Here is an 18,691-nt window from a genome sequence, read left to right on the forward strand (position 1 = left end):
AATGAATGAGGTGAATTGATTGGAACAACCAACAGCTAACAAATGGGCATTATTGCCTTTGCTCGTCTTCCTCGTTTTCTTTATAGGGGCAGGCACCTACTATAACGACTTTTATAAATTTCCGGTCCTGATCGCGGCGTTGATCGCGCTCATCGTCGCGGCGATGATGACGAAAGGCAGTGTCACTCAGACGGTCGAGCGTATCGCCCAAGGTACGGGGAACCCCGGCATTTTGATCATGGTCTTCATCTTCTTGCTCGCCGGGGCGTTCTCGAGTGTCGCGGAATCGATCGGCGCGATTGACGCGACCGTCAATGCGGCACTGACGTTTTTGCCGTCTTCGCTCTTACTGAGCGGTCTATTCGTCATCGCGGCTTTCATCTCGATGGCGATGGGAACATCGACGGGCACGATTGCCGCCCTCGCCCCGATCGCGCTCGGCATCCATGAAGAAAGTGGCGTCAATATCGCCATCTCGGCGGCTGCCGTCGTCGGCGGAGCCATGTTTGGGGATAACTTGTCGTTCATCTCAGACACGACGATCGCTGCCGTCCGGACCCAACGGACGAATATGCGTGACAAATTCCGGACCAACTTTTGGATCGTCCTCCCGGCCGCCCTCATCACAATCGTCCTCTTATCGGTGTTATCAAGTGGAGAATCGACTGTCGATGCGGCTGCATTTCAATGGTACAAGCTGATTCCATATCTCGCCGTCATCGCTCTCGCCTTGACCGGGTTGAACGTCATCCTCGTCTTGCTTGGTGGGATCGCCTTGACCGGCATCATCGGTCTGTTGGATGGTAGTCTAGCTGTCACCACATACGTCACGGCCATGGCGGACGGCATGATGGGCATGGCCGAAATTTCGCTCTTGACGCTCCTCATGGGCGGACTCGTCGGACTCATCTCGCATAACGGCGGACTCACTTACTTGCGTGACGCACTCACGTCGCGGATTCAAAAACGGGCCGGTGCCGAGTGGAGCATCGCCGGGCTCGTCAGTGCGACGAACATCGCGACGGCGAACAATACGATTTCGATTCTCGTGGCCGGACCGCTCGCCGCCAATATCGCCGACGATTATGACATCGAGCGAAAGAAATCAGCAAGTGTGCTCGATATCTTCTCATGTGGCGTCCAAGGCCTGTTGCCTTATGGGGCGCAGCTGCTCATTGCGGCCGAACTGACGAATACGGCGTCACCGGCGCTCGTCCCGTATATGTTCTACCCGTTCCTCCTCTTCATTTGTGGCGGACTGGCCATCGTCTTTAACTTCCCGCGTTTCAAAAAGCGCGCCTAACCAAAACGACCCTTTGAAGCATTAGCTTCGAAGGGTCGTTTGACGTTTTGCTTCACGTTCACGTTCAAGCTGTTCGTTTCGTTTTCTAAAGGCGCGCCGTTTGAGCAATTCTTCAAGACCGCGGCTGATTGCCCAAAGGACGAACAATAACAGTCCAAGCATCGATAAGCGGAACGGACTTTGAATAAACTCCTCCCACTGGTCCCCGATGACCGAAAAGATCAAGACGACAAGCAATTTCCCGAACCCCGCCGCCATGATGAATGTCCGAAGCGGCATTTGAATGAGGGCGAGTAAGTAGGTGATTAAACTGACCGGGATGAACGGGAGCGAATATAGAAATCCGAGCGAGATCGGGCTCATATGGTTGATGCGCTCAAGCCAGTATACCCCTTGTTTATGTTTTTCGAGCCACCGCGTCATCGGTCTTCGGAAGACATACCGGACGGCTGTGAAGACAAGAATCGTCCCGAGCAGACTACCGACCCAAGACAATAACGTCCCGAGCAAGAACCCATATGTGGCCGCGTTCGCCGAAATGATCAGGACGAGCGGAAGAAATGGAAAGATCGCCTCAAGGAACGGCGCCCCTAGTCCTGCCCATGGGCCTCCCGGAAGCTCTTGAAGCCATTCAATCAGTTGGATAATCCATTGTTGGAGTGATGTGAGCATATCAGTTTCCACCTTCGACTTTCATTAATACCTTTTACCCGATTTCGCTCAGGAAGACGCATCCCCCTGCATGCCAGTAAAAAAAATAAAAAGTATTTGCGAAATTTCGCTGTGATATCTATCATATAATATGGACTTGTGGTTGCAGGCAAGTCCGTTCGTCGAACGACACAACCCAACGTTCGTTTTCCTGCAAAAAACTGAACACAGGGGAGTAACACACATGGAAACAAAACCAATGCGGGTCTTGCTGTACTATAAGTACGTCAATATCGAAGACCCAGAAACGCTCACACAAGAGCACCTCAAGTATTGCAAGGACCTCGGTATCAAAGGACGCATCTTGATTTCTTCCGAAGGAATCAACGGGACGTGCTCTGGGACTTGGGAACAGACCGAGCAGTACATGAACGACTTGAAAGCGAACCCGCTATTCAGCGACATCGAGTTCAAAATCGATGAAGTCGAAGAGCATGCGTTCAAAAAAATCTTTGTCCGTCATAAGAAAGAGCTTGTGACGTGGCGCTTTGATGGTGAGTTCGACGTGCCTAAACAGCACGGTGCATATCTAGAACCGGCTGAATGGAAAGAGATGATGAATCGCGACGATGTCGTCATCCTCGACGTTCGTAACAACTACGAGTACGATCTTGGTCACTTTAAAAACGCGATCAAAATCGATGTAGAGGCTTCTCGTTACATGCCAGATTGGCTCGAAGAGAACAAGGACCTCTACGAAGGGAAAACGTTACTCACGTACTGTACCGGAGGCGTCCGTTGCGAGAAATTTACCGCATATATGCGTGACCAAGGTCACGACAACATTTTCCACCTTAAGGGCGGCGTCGCCATGTACGGCAAAGACGAAGCCACGAAAGGCGAGGACTGGGAAGGTGAGCTTTATGTCTTTGACGAGCGCATCAACGTCCCGGTCAACACGGTCAACCCGTCGGTCGTGTCCGAGTGCATGCACTGTGGGACGAAGACGGTCCGTTACGTTAATTGTGCCAACCCGGTGTGTAATGCCCAGCACTTCTGTTGTGAAGAGTGTGAACCGAAACAAATGCGTTCATGCTCGAAAGAGTGCCAGGAGCATCCACGCAACCGCTATATCATCGAAAATATTGCGGACAAACTTCAGGAGACTGAAGGCGTCGTCGGGTAACAAAAATCGACCAAGAAGCACTTCGAGCCTACGCTCGAGGTGCTTTTTTTGACAAAAACTTTACGTCTATCACCTGATTGAATCGGGTATAGTGTAGATACCATTGTCAGACAGGAAGTGAATCGATTGCTCTTTAACGAACCTTTACTCGCCGCCTTGCTCGCGTGGTTCATCGCCCAGGCGGCCAAGCTCGTAACCGAACTCATTAAAACACGAGATTTTGAACTTGAAATCATGTTTGCCTCAGGTGGGATGCCAAGTTCCCACACCTCGACCGTCGTCGCGCTCGCGACCGCGATTGGCCGGGCTGAAGGACTCGACTCCAGTATGTTCGCCCTCGCACTCACATTTGCGACGATCGTCATGTACGACGCGACTGGTGTCCGGCAAGCGGTCGGCTTCCAAGCCCGTTTGTTAAACGACTACTTCAAAGGGATCAAGCACGAGACGCCAATCTTGAACGAACTCGTCGGCCATACACCGTACCAAGTCATCGTCGGCGCATTGCTCGGCCTCGTCGTCGGACTATTTTTCCCAATGTAAACGATACACACGTTCAGGCATGTCGGCCCCTCTCAAGAACTGCCCATCTTTTTGTGAACTTTCACAATAGAGACGGTATAGTAAGAGAGAGGAGGAATCGACATGCCTTTTTTGCAGAAATCTTATGAGTCGCTCGACACGCTTGCCGAAGCCATCGGACAGGCTATCCGCGCTCCAATCACGATTGAAAATCGCCATCATCAGTTGCTCGCTTACAGTACCCACCCCGACTCGACCGACCCGGCGCGCATTGCGACAATTATCGGCCGCCGCGTCCCGGAAGCGGTTATCGAGGACTTATGGGAAAGTGGAATCCTGCAAGAAGTGATCGACCGCGACGAACCGGTCGTCATCCCAGCCCGGATGGCTGTCGGTTTAGGCGAACGTGCCGCTGTCGTTATCAAACAACAGGACGATGTGCTCGGTTATATTTGGAGCCTCGCCCGAACGACCCCGTTCTCGGAACAAGAGCTCACTGTGTTAAAAGAAGGCACGGGCATCGCTAAAAAGTTGCTCATGACTATCGCCATGCACGAACGGCGTATCGATGCCGAGCTCGAGCGCTTCTTTTTAGAAGTGTTAGCGACCCCCAATTTGTCGCCCGCTCATCGCGATCGGTTAAATGAACTCGCCCCGATTGCTGTCGCCAGCCGGCTCACTATCATCGAGTGCGCTCAGCCGATCACCCCACAGTTAGCGGAGCGATTATTTTACGTTCTCGCGACCCAACAAGCGATTGAAATCGTGCTGCATGCCATCGACGGTCAACAACTGCTCGTCTGGCATTATATGAAATCGGAGTTGGCCGAGGAAGAGACGGCACTTTTACAGTGGGCCAATCGCTTCGAGACACAGCTCCGAGAGAAATTCACGGAAGTCGATCCACGTTTAGGCGTCAGCCGTCGTTTCTTTGAGAGCGACATGCTGTATGCAGCAATGGAAGAAGCACGACGGGTCACATCACTTCGTCGGAAGTTTCCGTATGAACTTGCCACGACGCACACGTTCGAACAAATCGGGATTTATCAACTCGTCCCAGATCTCGCTCGCCGCATCGGGCTTCGACTCGAGACGCATCCGATCATCGAGCGTTTGCAGGCATATGATGTCGCTCATCAGACTGAACTCGTCACCACGCTCGAGTGGTATTTCTATTTTGACGGGAACGTCAAACGTGTCGCCGCGCATCTTCATATTCATCCGAACACTGTGCTCTATCGGATTCGCCGCATCGAGGAGCTGACGAATATCACGCAAGTCTCGCTACCTGAACGGGCCGCTGTCTATCTCGCCATCAAGGCAGGCCAGTATCGGCAAGACGATTGACATCCAATTTGTGATTTTTCACAAAGTGGGTGTTGTCATTTTTAGAATCCATGCTAAAGACAGCGTTTTCATAGGGGTCTATACTAGAAGTGTGAACAAATTGTGTCAGTAGAGAGAAAGGGGAACTTTACATGAAGATCGGGGTATTGAAAGAAATTAAAAATAACGAAAACCGTGTGGCCTTGACACCGATGGGTGCAGCGGTGTTAACAGAACTTGGACATGAGGTGCTCGTCGAGACCGAAGCCGGAGTCGGGAGCGGTTTTACGAATATGGAATATGTCGATGCTGGTGCGACCATTGTCGACACGGCAGCGGACGTTTGGGAACACGTTGAATTGGCGTTGAAAGTCAAGGAACCGCAACCGTCGGAATATCATTATTTCCGTCGCGATTTGACGCTCTTCACGTATTTGCACTTGGCGGCCGAACCAGAACTCACGAAAGCACTCGTCGATTCTGGGATGACGGCGATCGCTTACGAGACGGTTGAGATTGACCGCACGTTGCCGCTCCTCACACCGATGAGCGAAGTGGCTGGACGGATGGCCGCACAAATCGGGGCCCAAATCCTTGAAAAACCGCACGGCGGAAAAGGGATTCTCTTGTCTGGCCTGCCTGGCGTACCACGTGCGAACGTCACCGTCATCGGGGGCGGCGTCGTCGGGATGAACGCGGCCCGCATTGCCATCGGTCTTGGTGCCAACGTCACGCTCATGGATATCAGCCCAGCACGCCTTCGCCAAATCGACGACCAGTTCGGCAACACAATCAACACGCTCATCTCAAACAGCTACAACATCGCCAAACAAGTGGCCGAGAGTGACCTTGTCATCGGGGCCGTGCTCATCCCGGGCGCGAAAGCACCGAAACTCGTCACGAAAGAAATGGTCCAACAGATGTCACCGGGGTCGGTCATCGTCGATGTCGCCATCGATCAAGGCGGGATTTGCGAGACGATTGACCATATCACGACGCATGACGCACCGACGTATGAGCGCTACGGTGTGCAACATTATGCCGTCGCCAACATGCCGGGTGCCGTCCCACGTACGTCAACACTCGGCTTGACGAACGCGACGATGCCGTATATCGTCGAGTGTGCGCAAAAAGGGATTTTCCCGGCGCTCCGTGAAAACGCTGCGTTACTCAAAGGCCTGAACGTCATCGATGGAACGGTCACGTATGAGGCTGTCGCGCGTGACCTTGGTTACACGTTCGTGGCGCCTGCCGAGGCGGTCACGAAGCAACTACAAGCATAAACGCAAAGCCATAAATAAACGCTCGAACCGATCGGTTCGAGCGTTTGGTGCGTTCAGGCGTTCTCGACGGCGATATCCTCACCGATGATTTTCACTTCTGGTTCGAGCTCAATTTTGAACTTCTCCTGCACCGTCGCTTGGACGTGACGGATGAGCGAGATGTACTCGGTCGCCGTCGCCTCGTCAATGTTGACGATGAATCCAGCGTGCTTGAGTGAGACTTCCGCTCCACCGATCCGCTTCCCTTGCAGACCGCAGTCTTGAATCAATTTACCAGCGAAGTAGCCCGGTGGCCGTTTGAAGACACTACCGCATGACGGATATTCAAGTGGTTGTTTCGACTCGCGCTTGTACGTCAAGTCATCCATCACGTCTTTGATCGCTTCATAGCCGAGCGGTTCGAGTTCGAACGTCGCTTCAAGCACGATCAAGCCTTCTTTCGAGATTCGGCTCGTCCGGTAGTCGAGGTCGAGGTCCTCCTTCGTGAGCGTCATGAGTTCGCCTTCTGGCGACAAAACGACCGCGCTCGTGATGACATCTTTCGTCTCTCCGCCGTAAGCGCCTGCGTTCATATACACCGCGCCGCCAACCGTCCCTGGGATACCACAGGCGAATTCTAAGCCTGATAACTCCTCGGCGAGCGCTTGCCGCGACACGTCGATGATGGCCGCACCTGCTTGGGCAATCAATTGATTCCCATCTCGACGAATCGTTTTCAGTTCGTTCAAGTTTAAGACGATACCCCGAAGGCCTCCGTCACGGACAATCAAATTTGATCCGAATCCGAGAATCATGAACGGGACGCTCTCGCGATGGGCGAGCTCAAGCACGGCTTGCACTTCCTCGTACGTGTGCGGGGCCACGAAATAATCAGCATTCCCGCCTAATTTTGTATACGTGTGTGCCGAAAGTGGTTCGTCTTGCTTTACGCGATCGGCCGGGATGATAGTAAATAGTTGATCTAAAAAGCTCATGCGTTGCCTCAATCCTTTACGTTCTATTTTAAGAGTGCCTCGGTAAGTCGATGGAGGCAGACATGGTACTGAATGATGTCAGTACGAAACACAGTATACAAATCTTTGACAGGGGTGACAAGCAACGTTTTCTTTACAATGAAGGAATTAGTTTAGAGCAATAATGATGTAGCCACCGCTACCACAATTGGAATTGTAAAGTTATCCCAGTCTCGATATGAAATCGCTTCTGTTAGCGTAGCGATGATAGAAATAATGAATCCATATGTTACCACTTGCCAAAGTGGAACATCATCCCACAAAAACAATAAAAAGAGGACAGCGTACGAACTGAGGAACATGGCCATGCTCCCTTGAAACGAGCGCTTCTGCCCATATAAGTCGTACGTCACGGTACCATATTTACGTCCGATGAGAGCGGCCAACCCATCTCCCCAAGCCAAGACGAGCGAACCGGCCAAAAAGGCGAGCGGCTCCGATTCGAAGAAAAAGTACAAGATGACGAGCAAGGCGATCGGATAATAGACGGTACCGAGTGATTTGCGCTCCGTCTGATGGACCGGGGACGGACTCTTATAAAGAAGCCATGCGTTCGCGAACGTGAAAAAGACGAGCGGGACGGCTGCGACGTACCACGTCTCCATTAACCAGACTGCGAGTAGCGACCAATGGCCGACCGCGATATGTACACTCTTTCGAATTGTCTCATCCGTCCAGTCGAGGCGTTTGCCGATCTGTTCAAGACCGACGAGAAACACCAGGACAATGACGATGGACAGGATAGAACTGACCCATTCATTCATTTTCGGACCACCTTTATCTCCATTTTTTATATGTATTCATTATACCTTAATCAGGCGATAGCCTAGCTTCCTTTTCAAACATTTGATAGAATGAGGTCAAATGACTGTATAGCCAATGGACGTAAGCGGCTATAGAAAGGATGCCTGTATGCGCGACGCAATTTCGATTCAAACTTTAGCTGATTGTCTTCATTATATGCGGATTGGCGACGTCGATCGGGCCCTGTCTCTTTTCCCTGAGGACGTGCGCGACCATTTCCCGAAAGAACTTCGGAAATTCCATTTGTTTCATATTGAAACGAATGGACTATCGATTAATCAAATCGTCGCTTTGGCGAACACGTTGACGGGGGAACATTTATCCGCCACTACGATTCAAAACTGGACGAAACGAGAAGTTCGAACAATCATCGGAGTGCCCCGAATCGGGAAAAAATACTCGCTCCAACAAGCGGCCATTATTTACTTACTAGATGACTTAAAACATTTGTTTTCGCTTGAAGAGACAAGCTCGCTTCTCGCGCTCATCTTCAACAACCCTGACCGTGATGAAGACGACCTCATCTCACCAATTGATTTTTACCGCCTTTATGCCGAATATGCCAAGTCAACGAGCCCGATCGAGCTACTCGACACTCGCGCGAAACGTTCCATTGAGAAGACGGGCTACACCCATCCGAATATCTTGCACGTCCTTAAACTCTGTTTATATGCGCACCGTGTGACGGCGCTCGAGATTGAGGCCAAACAGTATTTGAACCGCTTCATTTGACCTCGTCGAATGGAGCTTTTTCTAAAAAAAAGCACCAGTCGCTATGACTGGTGCTCGCCATGTGTGTTAGACCGACATTGCGATTGGCATCCGTGACTTAACCGTTAACGTTTTGAGCACAGACAACAACTCAAACATCGAGAGTTGATCGGCCTCTTTCGTCAAACAGAAGCAGTCATCGTCCTGTTTGCGGAGTTCCGCCACAAGTTTGCCTGCTTTGTCTCGAACGCTGAACTTGTAACGCTCGACATCGTATTGAATCGTATAGAGACCGCGTTCATAGACGTTGTACTCACACTTTTTCCCGAATAACGAGAATTTGTCCTTCAATTGACCAATCGCTTGCCCGTCATGGTTCATGACGACCCATTTCTGGCAGTTCGGGATGTACTTCCCGTGAGCGATTTGACGGCCTGACAAGTTGTGCACTTGAACACTGCCCTCCGCGTCGCGGTGAACAGATCCGATCGCATCATTTGTCTCGTCATAAATGGTCGCTTCGCCTTGCGTAAAGACGCAACCTTTTACATAAATTAATTTGCGCACCGCTTTTCCTCCTAATACGTTCCAACCGTGGACTTATATCTGTTTGGTTGGTCTTTCTATGAAGCCCCCAAAATTGGTCCTCTTCGTCGCCTTTTCTCGTTTCAGCGACTGCATATTTCGTATGACGAAGATGATTATTGCACCGATTGATGAAAAAGACAACCCTTTTTCTTCGACACAATCCGCCATTCTGTCAAAGTTGTGAACAAGCACGGCCCTACCGCTTGAAACCGGCCTGTTTCAACAACTGTTCGAGCTCCGTTCTTGCAATCAGACGAACTTGATTTGGCTCCGCCAATTCGTATGCACTTTCTGTATAAGATGAGTTCGTCACGACCCACCCTTCGTTCACACCGTAGTACGGAACAGACGCCGCGACTTGCTGGACTGCTTCAAGGCCGACCGCTTTTTCATAGCGTTTCGCTTGGACCGCGATTGACCATCCGTCCTCCGCTTCAAGGAGCAGGTCTGCCCCGAAGTCGCGTGACGCCGGCGTCACCGTCACCGTGTAACCGAGTGCGGTGAACACTTCTTCTAGAAATAATTCAAACTCGCGGCCGTCCATCCGATCGATGCGGTGGATTGTCGAGAGACGCATGCGCCAGATGAGCCAAAGCAGACCGATGCCTACACATGCGATGATGCCCCAAATCGGTGCATCCCACCACCATAACCCGAGGGCAATCATTAAGCTGAGCCCCATTCCTTTCACGTCCATCGTCCTCTCCATTTGTTCTCACCTTCACTTTACCGTTTGAAGGCAGGAAAACAAAGGGGGAGCTGTCGAATGTATTGAAGATGTACCCGTTTGATATAGAGAAGGAGGGATCATCGTTGATGGAGAACCGAGGACATCTCCAAAGCGAGCTGCTGCACGCCTTACCTTACGGTGTAGCGTTAATCACGAAGGATGGGACAATCGTTCAAGTAAACCGTCCGTTCTTAGAGCAATTCCCTGAAGACTTGCAAACGCGATCGAACATCTTTCATATGGTCAACCAGTCACCAATTACGATGGAGCTATCGCGGCGGATGGAGCAAGGCTTGCCCTGGACGTATGAGATGCCGACGATTCGGATTCATGCCATCCCGAACGGTGACGTCTACATCCTTTTAATCGAGCCGCTCCCGCTCGATACGCGTGTCACTGTGCAACATAACGCCTTCGAGGCGATGATGCACACCGAACTTGATATGGCGATGATCATGACCGATGCAAATCTGTTGATCAATCGCTTCAATAAAGGCGCGACCGCACTGTTCGGCTATGAACCGCATGAAGTGCTCTATGAAATGACTCCGTTCGGTCTATTCGAGTCGCGGGAACTTAGCGAAAAACGGACCCATTATCAAGACGAGACAGAACGGCTATTGTCGTTCGAACAGATGCTCCGTGTAGCGTTAGACCGTGGCGATCGTGAATGGAAGTTCCAACGAAAAGACCGCACCCATTTCGTCGGAAAACTGTTCATGCATCCCGTCTACGAGCAAGCACGCATCATCGGATTTTTCTTTTTCGTGTTTGATGTCAGTCCTGAAATCGCACTGAAAGGCGAGTTGCTTCATAAAGAACAACGCTACCGCATGTTTGCCGAATCCGTCATCGAAGCCGTTTTGTTCCATGAAGGCGGGATGATTCTTGACGCAAACAAAGCTGCCGAGACCATTTTCCGAATTCCGGCCGAACAGATGGTCGGCCGTCAAACAATCGAATTCATCGCGGAAGGCTACCGGGCCGACGTATTGCGTCGTATCCGAAATCACATTCAAACACCATATGAAGTGATCGGGCGTCGTGACGACGGGACGTTCCTCGAGATGGAAGTGTATCCCAAAGAAGTGACATTCCGAGGACAGACGCTCCGCGTCGCTGTCATGCGTGACATTAGTGACCGAAAGAAAGTCGAGCGCATGCTCGAACGGGAAAAAAACGCCATCGCCCGACAGCGAGACATCATTCAATCGATTCTACAGGCGTCCAACGAAGCGTTCGTCTTGACCGAGTCGAACGGTAGCGTCCTGTTCATGAACGTACATGCCCGCCGTCTGCTCGATTTGCCGGGAATCGCCCCGAACAAGATGCAAGAGCGAATCCCGCTCCTGACGACGTTGCGGGCACGGGACCGCTCTGAAATCTTGAAAAAAATTGACTTGTTGCTCGACGGCTCGGCGCGTGAAGTCTCGATGCGCTTTTCGATTCCACAGCCAAACGAGCGGGACGAACAATATTACGAGATGTATGGGACGGGCATGGATACGAAGCGCCAAATCGGAATGGACAGCGGGTTTTTGTTCGTGTTTCGCAATCGCAGCGAGGAAGAACGGATGGATCAAATTAAAAACGAATTAGTTAGCACCGTGTCTCATGAACTGAGAACCCCACTCTCGTCGCTGTCTGGATATATCGAGTTGATGCTCACTCGCGAGTTGAACCCGGAAAAGCGTGAACGCTACTTGAAGACGATGGCAAAGGAAGCGAAACGTCTGACCGACCTTTTAAACGATTTTCTCGATATTCAACGCATGGAAGACGGCAATCAAGAATACAAGAAAGACCATTTCATCTTGAACGAACTCGTCCGCGATGTCGTTGAACGCTTCCGCGAGACGAGCAATCACTCCATTCATTTCGATGATACCGATACACCGCTTCACCTAGTCGCGGACAAAGACCGCATCGAGCAAGTCATCATCAATCTGCTATCGAACGCCATCAAGTATTCACCCCATCGCCACGAGGTCGAGGTACGGGTTCGCCATGAACGGAATCAAGCCCATGTGTCCATTCAGGACTTTGGCATCGGGATACCCGAACATGCATTCGAAGAGTTATTCAAAAAGTTTTATCGTGTCGACAATTCAGACACGCGCCAAATCGGCGGAACCGGACTCGGTTTATCGATTTGTAAGGAAATCATTGAATCACATGGCGGTAGTATTGAAGTCGAGTCGAGCGTAGGAGTGGGCTCGACGTTCACGTTTACATTGGACTTAGCGGAGGAGACATGATGAACCATTACGCTTTCACAGGTTTCCCCGGCTTTTTAGCCGGGAAGATGATCGCGCACCTCGCGTCATTGCCAAATCAGATTGGAACGATTTACGCGCTCCACCTCCCGGCCGAACGTTCCGGGGCACTCGCCATGAAACAGGAGCTGTTGAAGATAACGTCGTTACGAGAGGATCAGCTCGTGCTTGTCGAAGCCGATGTCACATTGCCGGAAGTCGTGTTTGACCCGATCATGCGCTCGGTCATCGAGCGCGAAGTGAACTACGTGTTTCATTTGGCCGCCGCCTACGATTTGAGCATCCCTTACGACGTCGGCTATCGCATCAATATGCTCGGAACAAAACACATCACTTCACTCGCGAAGCGGGCGTCGCACTTGAAACGATATGTCTACTTCAGTACCGCTTATGTATCTGGGCGGCGCCAAGGTACGGTGTATGAGAACGAGCTATGGCACCGCGTCCACTTCAAAAATCATTACGAGGCGACGAAATATGAGGCTGAGGCCATCGTCTCACGCGAGCTTGGCTCGATGCCTGTGACCATCATTCGTCCAGGAATCGTCATCGGACATAGCCGGACCGGCGAGACGAAGAAGTTTGACGGGGTCTACTTCGTATTAAAACTGATGGATCAGCTCCGCCAAACGGCGCCGCTTCCGTACATCGGCCGCCAAAACGTCGAAGTGAACCTTGTCCCGTACGATTATGTCGTCGAGGCGACCGCCTATCTCACCCACGCGCCCGTCGGTTTAAAACGGACGTTCCATTTGACGGATCCGTTCCCGCACGGCGCACGAGAAGTATACCGGATGATCCATGAAGAGATGTTTGGTCGTCCTCCACGCGGGACGATCCCACATGCGGTCGCGGAGACCGGATTTTCAGCGTTACAGCTATCGGAGCGTTACAGCGTTCCTCGCGAACTGCTCGACTATTTCAAGCATCAAGTCCATTTCGACACGACCCAGACGCTACGGGCATTAAACGGGACCGGGATCGTTTGTCCAGATTTAAAGGACTACTTACCTGATATCGTCGCCTATTACAACGCACACAAAAAGCCCTGAGCATCAGGGCTTTTTGTGTGTCCTCATCCAATTAGCAGTTTCTCTTTCGGATAACGGATTTTCCGGTCCATCTGTCTCGCGACCGTGAACAGGATTGTCAACGATCCGACGCGGCCGAGCAACATCATGAACATGATAAAACCTTTTCCTGCATCGTTCAGCTCTGCCGTGATGCCGAGTGATAACCCGACCGTCCCGAACGCTGAGACCGTCTCAAATAAGAGTGCGGTCGCCGAAATGTGACCGTTCGTCAAAATCGTCAATGCCGTGATCAATAAAATAAAGATGAAACTCGTGATAGCCACGATATATGCCTTTTTGATTTGAAACGCGTCAATCGTCCGTTCGAGAATGACCGTCTCTTTTTTTCCAGCAATGAACGCCCACATATCGGCCAGAATGACAGCGACGGTCGTCACTTTAATCCCGGACCCAGTAGAAGCCGCACCTGCCCCGATATACATGAGAATCAAGATGACACCGATGGACACAGGTGCCATCGTCGAAATATCAATCGTGTTGAAACCGGCCGTCCGGGTCGTCACCGCCTGAAAGAAAGTGACGTGGAGCGCTTCTCCGAACGAACGTCCATACAAGCTCCCTTCAGCCGACACCCATTCAAACAGCAAGAGTGCGAACCAGGCAATCCCGTTGACGATGGCGAGTGAGGCAATCATGATTTTCGAATGGAGCGCGAGACGTTTCCAACGCTTCACCTCGGTCGCATCCGCAATCGTTGTGAAGCCGAGACCCCCAATCATGAGCAGAGCGGCAATTGTGATGACGATGGCCGTGTTTTGCTCGAACTGCATCAAGCTGTCCGGCCAAAGCGCGAACCCGGCGTTGTTGAATGCTGAGATCGCATGGAAGAAGCCATAATACAATGCCTCACCGAAGCGATAATCACCAGTACTATACAGCTCGAACGTTAAGAACAGCATCCCCAGAAATTGAACGACGAGTGTCGTGAAGACGATGTTGCGGACGAGCCGTACCGTGCCGCCGGGACCTGACAGATTGAGTGATTCTTGAAGCAGGATTCGTTGCTTCAAGCCAATCTTCTTCCCGAGCACGCTGAGCAACATAAGAGCCACCGTCATGAAGCCAAGTCCTCCGATTTGAATCAATACGACGATGACGAGTTCACCGAACGTACTAAAGGAAGAGCCGATATCAATCGTCGACAACCCTGTCACTGTGCCGGCCGACGTCGCAATAAATAAACAATCAATCCAGGAGACCGGTTCGTCTTGAGCGAACGGCGTATAAAGCAATGTCGCACCCGTCAAGATGGCGAGTAAAAATCCAGTTGCGATAAAACGGGCCGGCTTTTCAAACACGAGCCGGTAGAGCGCCTCAATTCGTTTTACGCGCAATTCCCGTACGGTCAATCGATGTCGCATCTCGCTATCTCCTTCGCATCAAATTTTCTAAGGCTCATATTACTCCTCACGTTTAAAATTGCCAACTAGAAAATGTATCGCTAACTGTTCGTCCGATTTTTTGGTAATATGAGAGATAGACTTTATGAATGTTGAGGAGGTTGAATGAAACCGTGGACCCTAGTACGGTAGATCATTCGCTAACGGATGTCTCGCGAAGGTTGGAGCGGCAGTCCCAATGTATGCCCGCCCATCTTTATTTCCAGCTTGAAGAACTGCTGCATTGGTCACTCGATCAAGAAGTTGTGAATCAATTGTACGCATTATTAAAAAAATACGACGTGTTAACCGATATAGAGCGTGAAGAACGAAATATCATCATTCAAATGTTGATTGATGAAAACGGCGCTTAACCATCGGGAACGCATTTGCGGGAGACGAGTTAAGTCTCTCGCTTTTTTGTCTCCTGATTTTTAGAAAGGTGGAAAACAAAGACATGGATGTCGTCACGTTAATAGGTCTCCTCCTCGGGTTCCTCACCCTCATCGGTGGGATGATCTTGAAAGGAGCCGGGATTGCCCCGCTGATCAACCCAGCAGCACTTGTCATTATTTTCGTCGGGACAGCGGCCGCGGTCAGTATTGCCGTCTCTAAAGAACAGCTGCAAAACGTACCAACGCTTTTCAAGATTCTATTCAAAAAGCAAGAATTACCGAGTAAAGCCGGACTTTTGGCACAATTCGTCGATTTGTCGACGCAAGCGCGTAAAGAAGGACTGTTATCGTTAGAAACCGCGCTCGAACAAGTCGAAGAACCGTTCTTGAAACAAGGCATGATGATGGTCATCGACGGCCAACCGTCCGAGTACATCGCGGAGGTCATGTCTCGTGATATCGAGAATATGGAAATTCGCCACAAAGCGAACGCGGATGTGTTCACTCAAGCGGGGACATATGCCCCGACACTCGGTGTACTCGGGGCCGTCATCGGCCTCGTCGCCGCATTAAAAGATTTATCGGATATCGACAAACTCGGATATGCCATCTCGGCGGCCTTCGTCGCAACGCTGTTCGGGATCTTTAGTGGCTATGTCTTGTGGTTTCCGTTCGCCAACAAGTTGAAGCAATATTCGAAGAGCGAGGTTGTCGTCAAGGAAATGATGATTGAAGGAATTTTGTCTATCCAAGGCGGCGAATCACCAAAGACGCTAGAAGATAAGTTGGCCGTGTATTTGTCTCCAAAGGAGCGAGCGAACTATGAAGCGCAAAAAGAAGCATGATCATGAAGAACATATTCCTGAAGGCTGGCTCATTCCTTATGCCGATCTCCTGACGCTTCTGCTCGCCTTGTTCATCGTTTTGTTCGCTTCGAGTAACGTCGACCAGACCAAGCTCGAAAAGATGTCCCAGTCCTTTAATCAAGTGTTCTCAGGCGGGACGAGCGTGTTTCAAGCTTCGACGGCTTCGAACAGCGATATTAGTCGCACGAACAAAACGGATACGACGGCGAATCCCCGGACATACGAACTCGCCAAGCTCGATGAGTTGAAAGAAGCGGTCAATCAATACATCCAAAAAAATGGACTCGAAAACGAAATCAAAGCGTCCATCAATTCGAGCGGTCTCGTCTTAACGATTCAAGACCGGGCATTGTTCAGCATGGGCGAAGCGACGCTCGACGCGGATGCTCGGACGGTCGCCCGTTCCATCAGTGGCATTCTCGAACAGGCCGGCAATCGTGAAATCGTCGTATCGGGTCATACGGATAACATCCCAATCAACACGGCCCGCTTCCCATCGAACTGGGAACTCAGTTCGGCCCGGGCCACGGCTTTCATGCGCGGCTTGTTGACGAACGACACGTTGAACCCTGAGCAATTCACACTTGCGAGCTACGGGGAATATAAGCCGATTGCGACAAACGACACGGAAGCCGGTCGCTCCAAAAACCGCCGCGTCGAAGTGTTGATTAAACCGCTCGTCGACTTGTCAGAAGGATCCCCTAAAATGATTGAGACGATCGTTTTACCTTAAGAAAATCCCACTCCGCAAAAGAGTGGGATTTTTCGTTATCGTGTCCATTCGAAATATTTGCGGGCGAGCTCGGTGAGCGGGCTGTTGAACAAACGTTTCCGCCAGTACAGATCCGCCGCTTTCTTGACCGCTTCGCTACGCGACGGATATGGGTAAATCATCCGAGACAACTTACCGATCTTGTCGCCCCGCTGCATCGCATAAACGACGATTTGCATCCAATCTCCGGCCGTCATCCCGACGGCGTGCCCACCGATAATCTTACCGTTCTTCCGCGTGATGATTTTGACGAACCCCGTCTCTTGACGGTCGGCGACGAACCGATCGACTTCAGACAGTTTCGCTTCAAAAATCTCGACGTCATCACCGTGACGCTCACGCGCCTCGGCCTCGGTCATCCCGACGTGGAACACTTCTGGATCCGTGAACGTGATCCACGGCATCTTCGTGTAATCGACCTTGTTCCATAGCCCAAACAAGGCGTTCGCCACGACGGCTTTCCCTTCTTCTCCGGCCGCGTGGGTGAACGGTAACGTGTTGATGGTATCGCCTATCGCGAAAATATGGGGTTGGGACGTCCGGTATGTCGAAGAGACGTCGACGTATCCGTCTTTTACGTTCACTTGGGCCCGATCGAGTCGAAGTTCATCGATTCTTGGTTTACGGCCCGTCGCCACGAGCAGCTTGTCTGCCTCGTACGTGACGGTTTCACCACTGATTTCGCCAGTGACGTGAATTCGTCCCGCGATTTCCGAGATTTGATTGACCTTGATTCCGATTTTAAGGCGCATTGCCATCTCGAGCTGTGAGCGGAGCAATTTGCTGACCGACTCGTCTTCTCGCGGCAAGAACGTGTCCTGTGCCTCAAGCACGGTCACTTGACTGCCAAGACGAGCGAACGATTGGGCGAGTTCGAGACCGATTGTTCCGGCACCGATGACGATGATACTCTCCGGCAACGTCTCTTCTTCAAACACTTGCTCATTCGTTAAATATGGCACCCGGTCCAATCCTTCAATTGGTGGCACGGTCGGTTTCGAGCCGGTCGCAATGACGAACTTTTTCCCGATCAATAAATCGTCCCCAACTTTGAGCTCGTACGGGCTTTGGAATGACGCCTCGCCGACATATACATCGACCCCAATTTTCTCGAAACGATCCGTCCCGTCATGGTCTTGGATGATGGCACGGGCACGGTCGACACGTGCCTTCGTTGTCTGGTAATGGTCACGGCCATCAAATTCAGTTCCTAATACGCGCGCTGCCTGCATCATGCTGCTCGCTTCTTTCGAAGCGGCAATCAACGCTTTCGACGGGATGCACCCGACGTGGAGACAGTCGCCCCCGAGATGTTTTTTCTTTTCGACCAAGGCGACTTTTGCGCCAAGATTCGCGGCGCCGGCCGCTACCGTCATGCCGGCCGCGCCTCCACCGATCACAATCAACTGATAATCCTTCATCTCATCAACCTCCGATATCGTTCACTCACGTCTTGCATCCGAGTTCGGTTCACGCCAAAGTCATAATGACCTAGCCGTGCCGCCGAACGGAACTCGATTTGTCTCGTGACATCGTCAAAACGGAATTCGACGTCGTCTTTAAAGCGCATCACTTTCGATGATACGACGTAATGCAGCGTGTCATCCGTCTCCTTGACGAGCTCGGTCCGAGGCAGTTGCCCCATCACCATCTTGATTGTCTCGATGCTATCAGCGCGGTCTCGCGCATATGGGAGCGGCTCCATGCGCAATGCTTCGATTTCTGTTTCGGTCGAGACGGCATTCGGACTTCCGGACAATAGCTTTAATGATTTCGTGGCCACGAAAAAAAC

At 51.4% G+C, this 18,691-nt stretch carries 19 protein-coding genes; 11 read left to right on the forward strand and 8 right to left on the reverse strand.

The annotated features are described in order from the left end of the window. The first annotated feature begins 19 nt into the window (after positions 1 to 19). Positions 20 to 1,303 carry a Na+/H+ antiporter NhaC family protein gene (locus DPV68_RS00200; protein ID WP_114164844.1) on the forward strand — a complete coding sequence of 428 codons (1,284 nt, stop codon included), beginning with the start codon at positions 20 to 22 and terminating at the stop codon, positions 1,301 to 1,303. A 21-nt stretch (positions 1,304 to 1,324) separates the two neighbouring features. On the opposite strand, the gene DPV68_RS00205 is transcribed toward DPV68_RS00200, so the two are convergent. Continuing rightward, positions 1,325 to 1,975 (reverse strand): TVP38/TMEM64 family protein, encoded by a 651-nt coding sequence (locus DPV68_RS00205; protein WP_114164845.1) that lies wholly within the window; start codon positions 1,973 to 1,975, stop codon positions 1,325 to 1,327. Between the two features lie 223 nt (positions 1,976 to 2,198). Between DPV68_RS00205 and trhO the strand changes: the two genes are divergently transcribed. The 4 genes from trhO to ald all read left to right on the forward strand — a co-directional run bounded on the left by trhO (position 2,199) and on the right by ald (position 6,271). Next, positions 2,199 to 3,140: an oxygen-dependent tRNA uridine(34) hydroxylase TrhO gene (gene trhO / locus DPV68_RS00210; RefSeq protein ID WP_114164846.1), complete on the forward strand. Its 942-nt coding sequence runs from the start codon at positions 2,199 to 2,201 to the stop codon at positions 3,138 to 3,140. 117 nt (positions 3,141 to 3,257) lie between these two features. Next, positions 3,258 to 3,683, forward strand: a complete 426-nt coding sequence (locus DPV68_RS00215) for a divergent PAP2 family protein (protein ID WP_114164847.1) — start codon at positions 3,258 to 3,260, stop codon at positions 3,681 to 3,683. 102 nt (positions 3,684 to 3,785) lie between these two features. Next, positions 3,786 to 5,009, forward strand: coding sequence for a PucR family transcriptional regulator (locus DPV68_RS00220; protein ID WP_114164848.1), 1,224 nt, complete (start codon positions 3,786 to 3,788; stop codon positions 5,007 to 5,009). Positions 5,010 to 5,140: 131 nt separating this feature from the next. Next, entirely contained in the window at positions 5,141 to 6,271 is a 1,131-nt protein-coding gene (gene ald, locus DPV68_RS00225) for an alanine dehydrogenase (protein WP_114164849.1), read from the forward strand. 53 nt (positions 6,272 to 6,324) lie between these two features. On the opposite strand, the gene murB is transcribed toward ald, so the two are convergent. Both murB and DPV68_RS00235 read right to left on the reverse strand, forming a co-directional pair. Then, a complete protein-coding gene (gene murB, locus DPV68_RS00230; RefSeq protein ID WP_114164850.1) occupies positions 6,325 to 7,245 on the reverse strand; it encodes a UDP-N-acetylmuramate dehydrogenase in 921 nt (306 codons plus the stop codon). Between the two features lie 152 nt (positions 7,246 to 7,397). After that, positions 7,398 to 8,048: a diacylglycerol/polyprenol kinase family protein gene (locus DPV68_RS00235; RefSeq protein ID WP_114164851.1), complete on the reverse strand. Its 651-nt coding sequence runs from the start codon at positions 8,046 to 8,048 to the stop codon at positions 7,398 to 7,400. Between the two features lie 148 nt (positions 8,049 to 8,196). Here DPV68_RS00235 and DPV68_RS00240 point away from each other — a divergent pair, with 148 nt between their 5' ends. After that, entirely contained in the window at positions 8,197 to 8,820 is a 624-nt protein-coding gene (locus tag DPV68_RS00240) for a DUF1836 domain-containing protein (RefSeq protein ID WP_114164852.1), read from the forward strand. Positions 8,821 to 8,886: 66 nt separating this feature from the next. On the opposite strand, the gene DPV68_RS00245 is transcribed toward DPV68_RS00240, so the two are convergent. Both DPV68_RS00245 and DPV68_RS00250 read right to left on the reverse strand, forming a co-directional pair. Next, positions 8,887 to 9,366, reverse strand: a complete 480-nt coding sequence (locus tag DPV68_RS00245; RefSeq protein ID WP_114164853.1) for an LURP-one-related family protein — start codon at positions 9,364 to 9,366, stop codon at positions 8,887 to 8,889. A 217-nt stretch (positions 9,367 to 9,583) separates the two neighbouring features. Next, positions 9,584 to 10,084, reverse strand: a complete 501-nt coding sequence (locus DPV68_RS00250; protein ID WP_232819431.1) for a restriction endonuclease — start codon at positions 10,082 to 10,084, stop codon at positions 9,584 to 9,586. A 119-nt stretch (positions 10,085 to 10,203) separates the two neighbouring features. On the opposite strand from DPV68_RS00250, the gene DPV68_RS00255 reads away from it, so the two are divergent. Together DPV68_RS00255 and DPV68_RS00260 are read left to right on the forward strand one after the other, a co-directional pair. Continuing rightward, complete coding sequence (locus DPV68_RS00255) at positions 10,204 to 12,375, forward strand: PAS domain-containing sensor histidine kinase (protein ID WP_198662210.1); 2,172 nt, start codon at positions 10,204 to 10,206, stop codon at positions 12,373 to 12,375. Then, positions 12,375 to 13,445, forward strand: coding sequence for an SDR family oxidoreductase (locus DPV68_RS00260; RefSeq protein WP_114164855.1), 1,071 nt, complete (start codon positions 12,375 to 12,377; stop codon positions 13,443 to 13,445). Before DPV68_RS00255 ends, DPV68_RS00260 begins: the two co-directional genes overlap by 1 nt. Positions 13,446 to 13,468: 23 nt before the next feature. Here DPV68_RS00260 and DPV68_RS00265 read toward each other — a convergent pair whose 3' ends face one another. Beyond that, positions 13,469 to 14,848: a TrkH family potassium uptake protein gene (locus DPV68_RS00265; RefSeq protein WP_114164856.1), complete on the reverse strand. Its 1,380-nt coding sequence runs from the start codon at positions 14,846 to 14,848 to the stop codon at positions 13,469 to 13,471. Between the two features lie 140 nt (positions 14,849 to 14,988). On the opposite strand from DPV68_RS00265, the gene DPV68_RS00270 reads away from it, so the two are divergent. From DPV68_RS00270 to DPV68_RS00280, 3 genes are all read left to right on the forward strand, one after another. Continuing rightward, positions 14,989 to 15,240: a hypothetical protein gene (locus DPV68_RS00270; RefSeq protein ID WP_232819432.1), complete on the forward strand. Its 252-nt coding sequence runs from the start codon at positions 14,989 to 14,991 to the stop codon at positions 15,238 to 15,240. An 83-nt stretch (positions 15,241 to 15,323) separates the two neighbouring features. Further along, positions 15,324 to 16,106, forward strand: a complete 783-nt coding sequence (motA, locus tag DPV68_RS00275; RefSeq protein WP_114164858.1) for a flagellar motor stator protein MotA — start codon at positions 15,324 to 15,326, stop codon at positions 16,104 to 16,106. Continuing rightward, complete coding sequence (locus tag DPV68_RS00280; protein ID WP_114164859.1) at positions 16,084 to 16,860, forward strand: flagellar motor protein MotB; 777 nt, start codon at positions 16,084 to 16,086, stop codon at positions 16,858 to 16,860. Before motA ends, DPV68_RS00280 begins: the two co-directional genes overlap by 23 nt. A 35-nt stretch (positions 16,861 to 16,895) precedes the next feature. On the opposite strand, the gene DPV68_RS00285 is transcribed toward DPV68_RS00280, so the two are convergent. Both DPV68_RS00285 and DPV68_RS00290 read right to left on the reverse strand, forming a co-directional pair. Further along, on the reverse strand, positions 16,896 to 18,320 hold the full coding sequence (locus tag DPV68_RS00285) for a dihydrolipoyl dehydrogenase family protein (RefSeq protein WP_114164860.1): 1,425 nt from the start codon (positions 18,318 to 18,320) through the stop codon (positions 16,896 to 16,898). Beyond that, complete coding sequence (locus DPV68_RS00290) at positions 18,317 to 18,682, reverse strand: DUF1499 domain-containing protein (protein ID WP_114164861.1); 366 nt, start codon at positions 18,680 to 18,682, stop codon at positions 18,317 to 18,319. Before DPV68_RS00290 ends, DPV68_RS00285 begins: the two co-directional genes overlap by 4 nt. Between the last annotated feature and the right edge of the window lie 9 nt (positions 18,683 to 18,691).

It is taken from the genome of Exiguobacterium sp. TNDT2 (assembly GCF_003331145.1).
Taxonomy (GTDB): Bacteria; Bacillota; Bacilli; order Exiguobacteriales; family Exiguobacteriaceae; genus Exiguobacterium.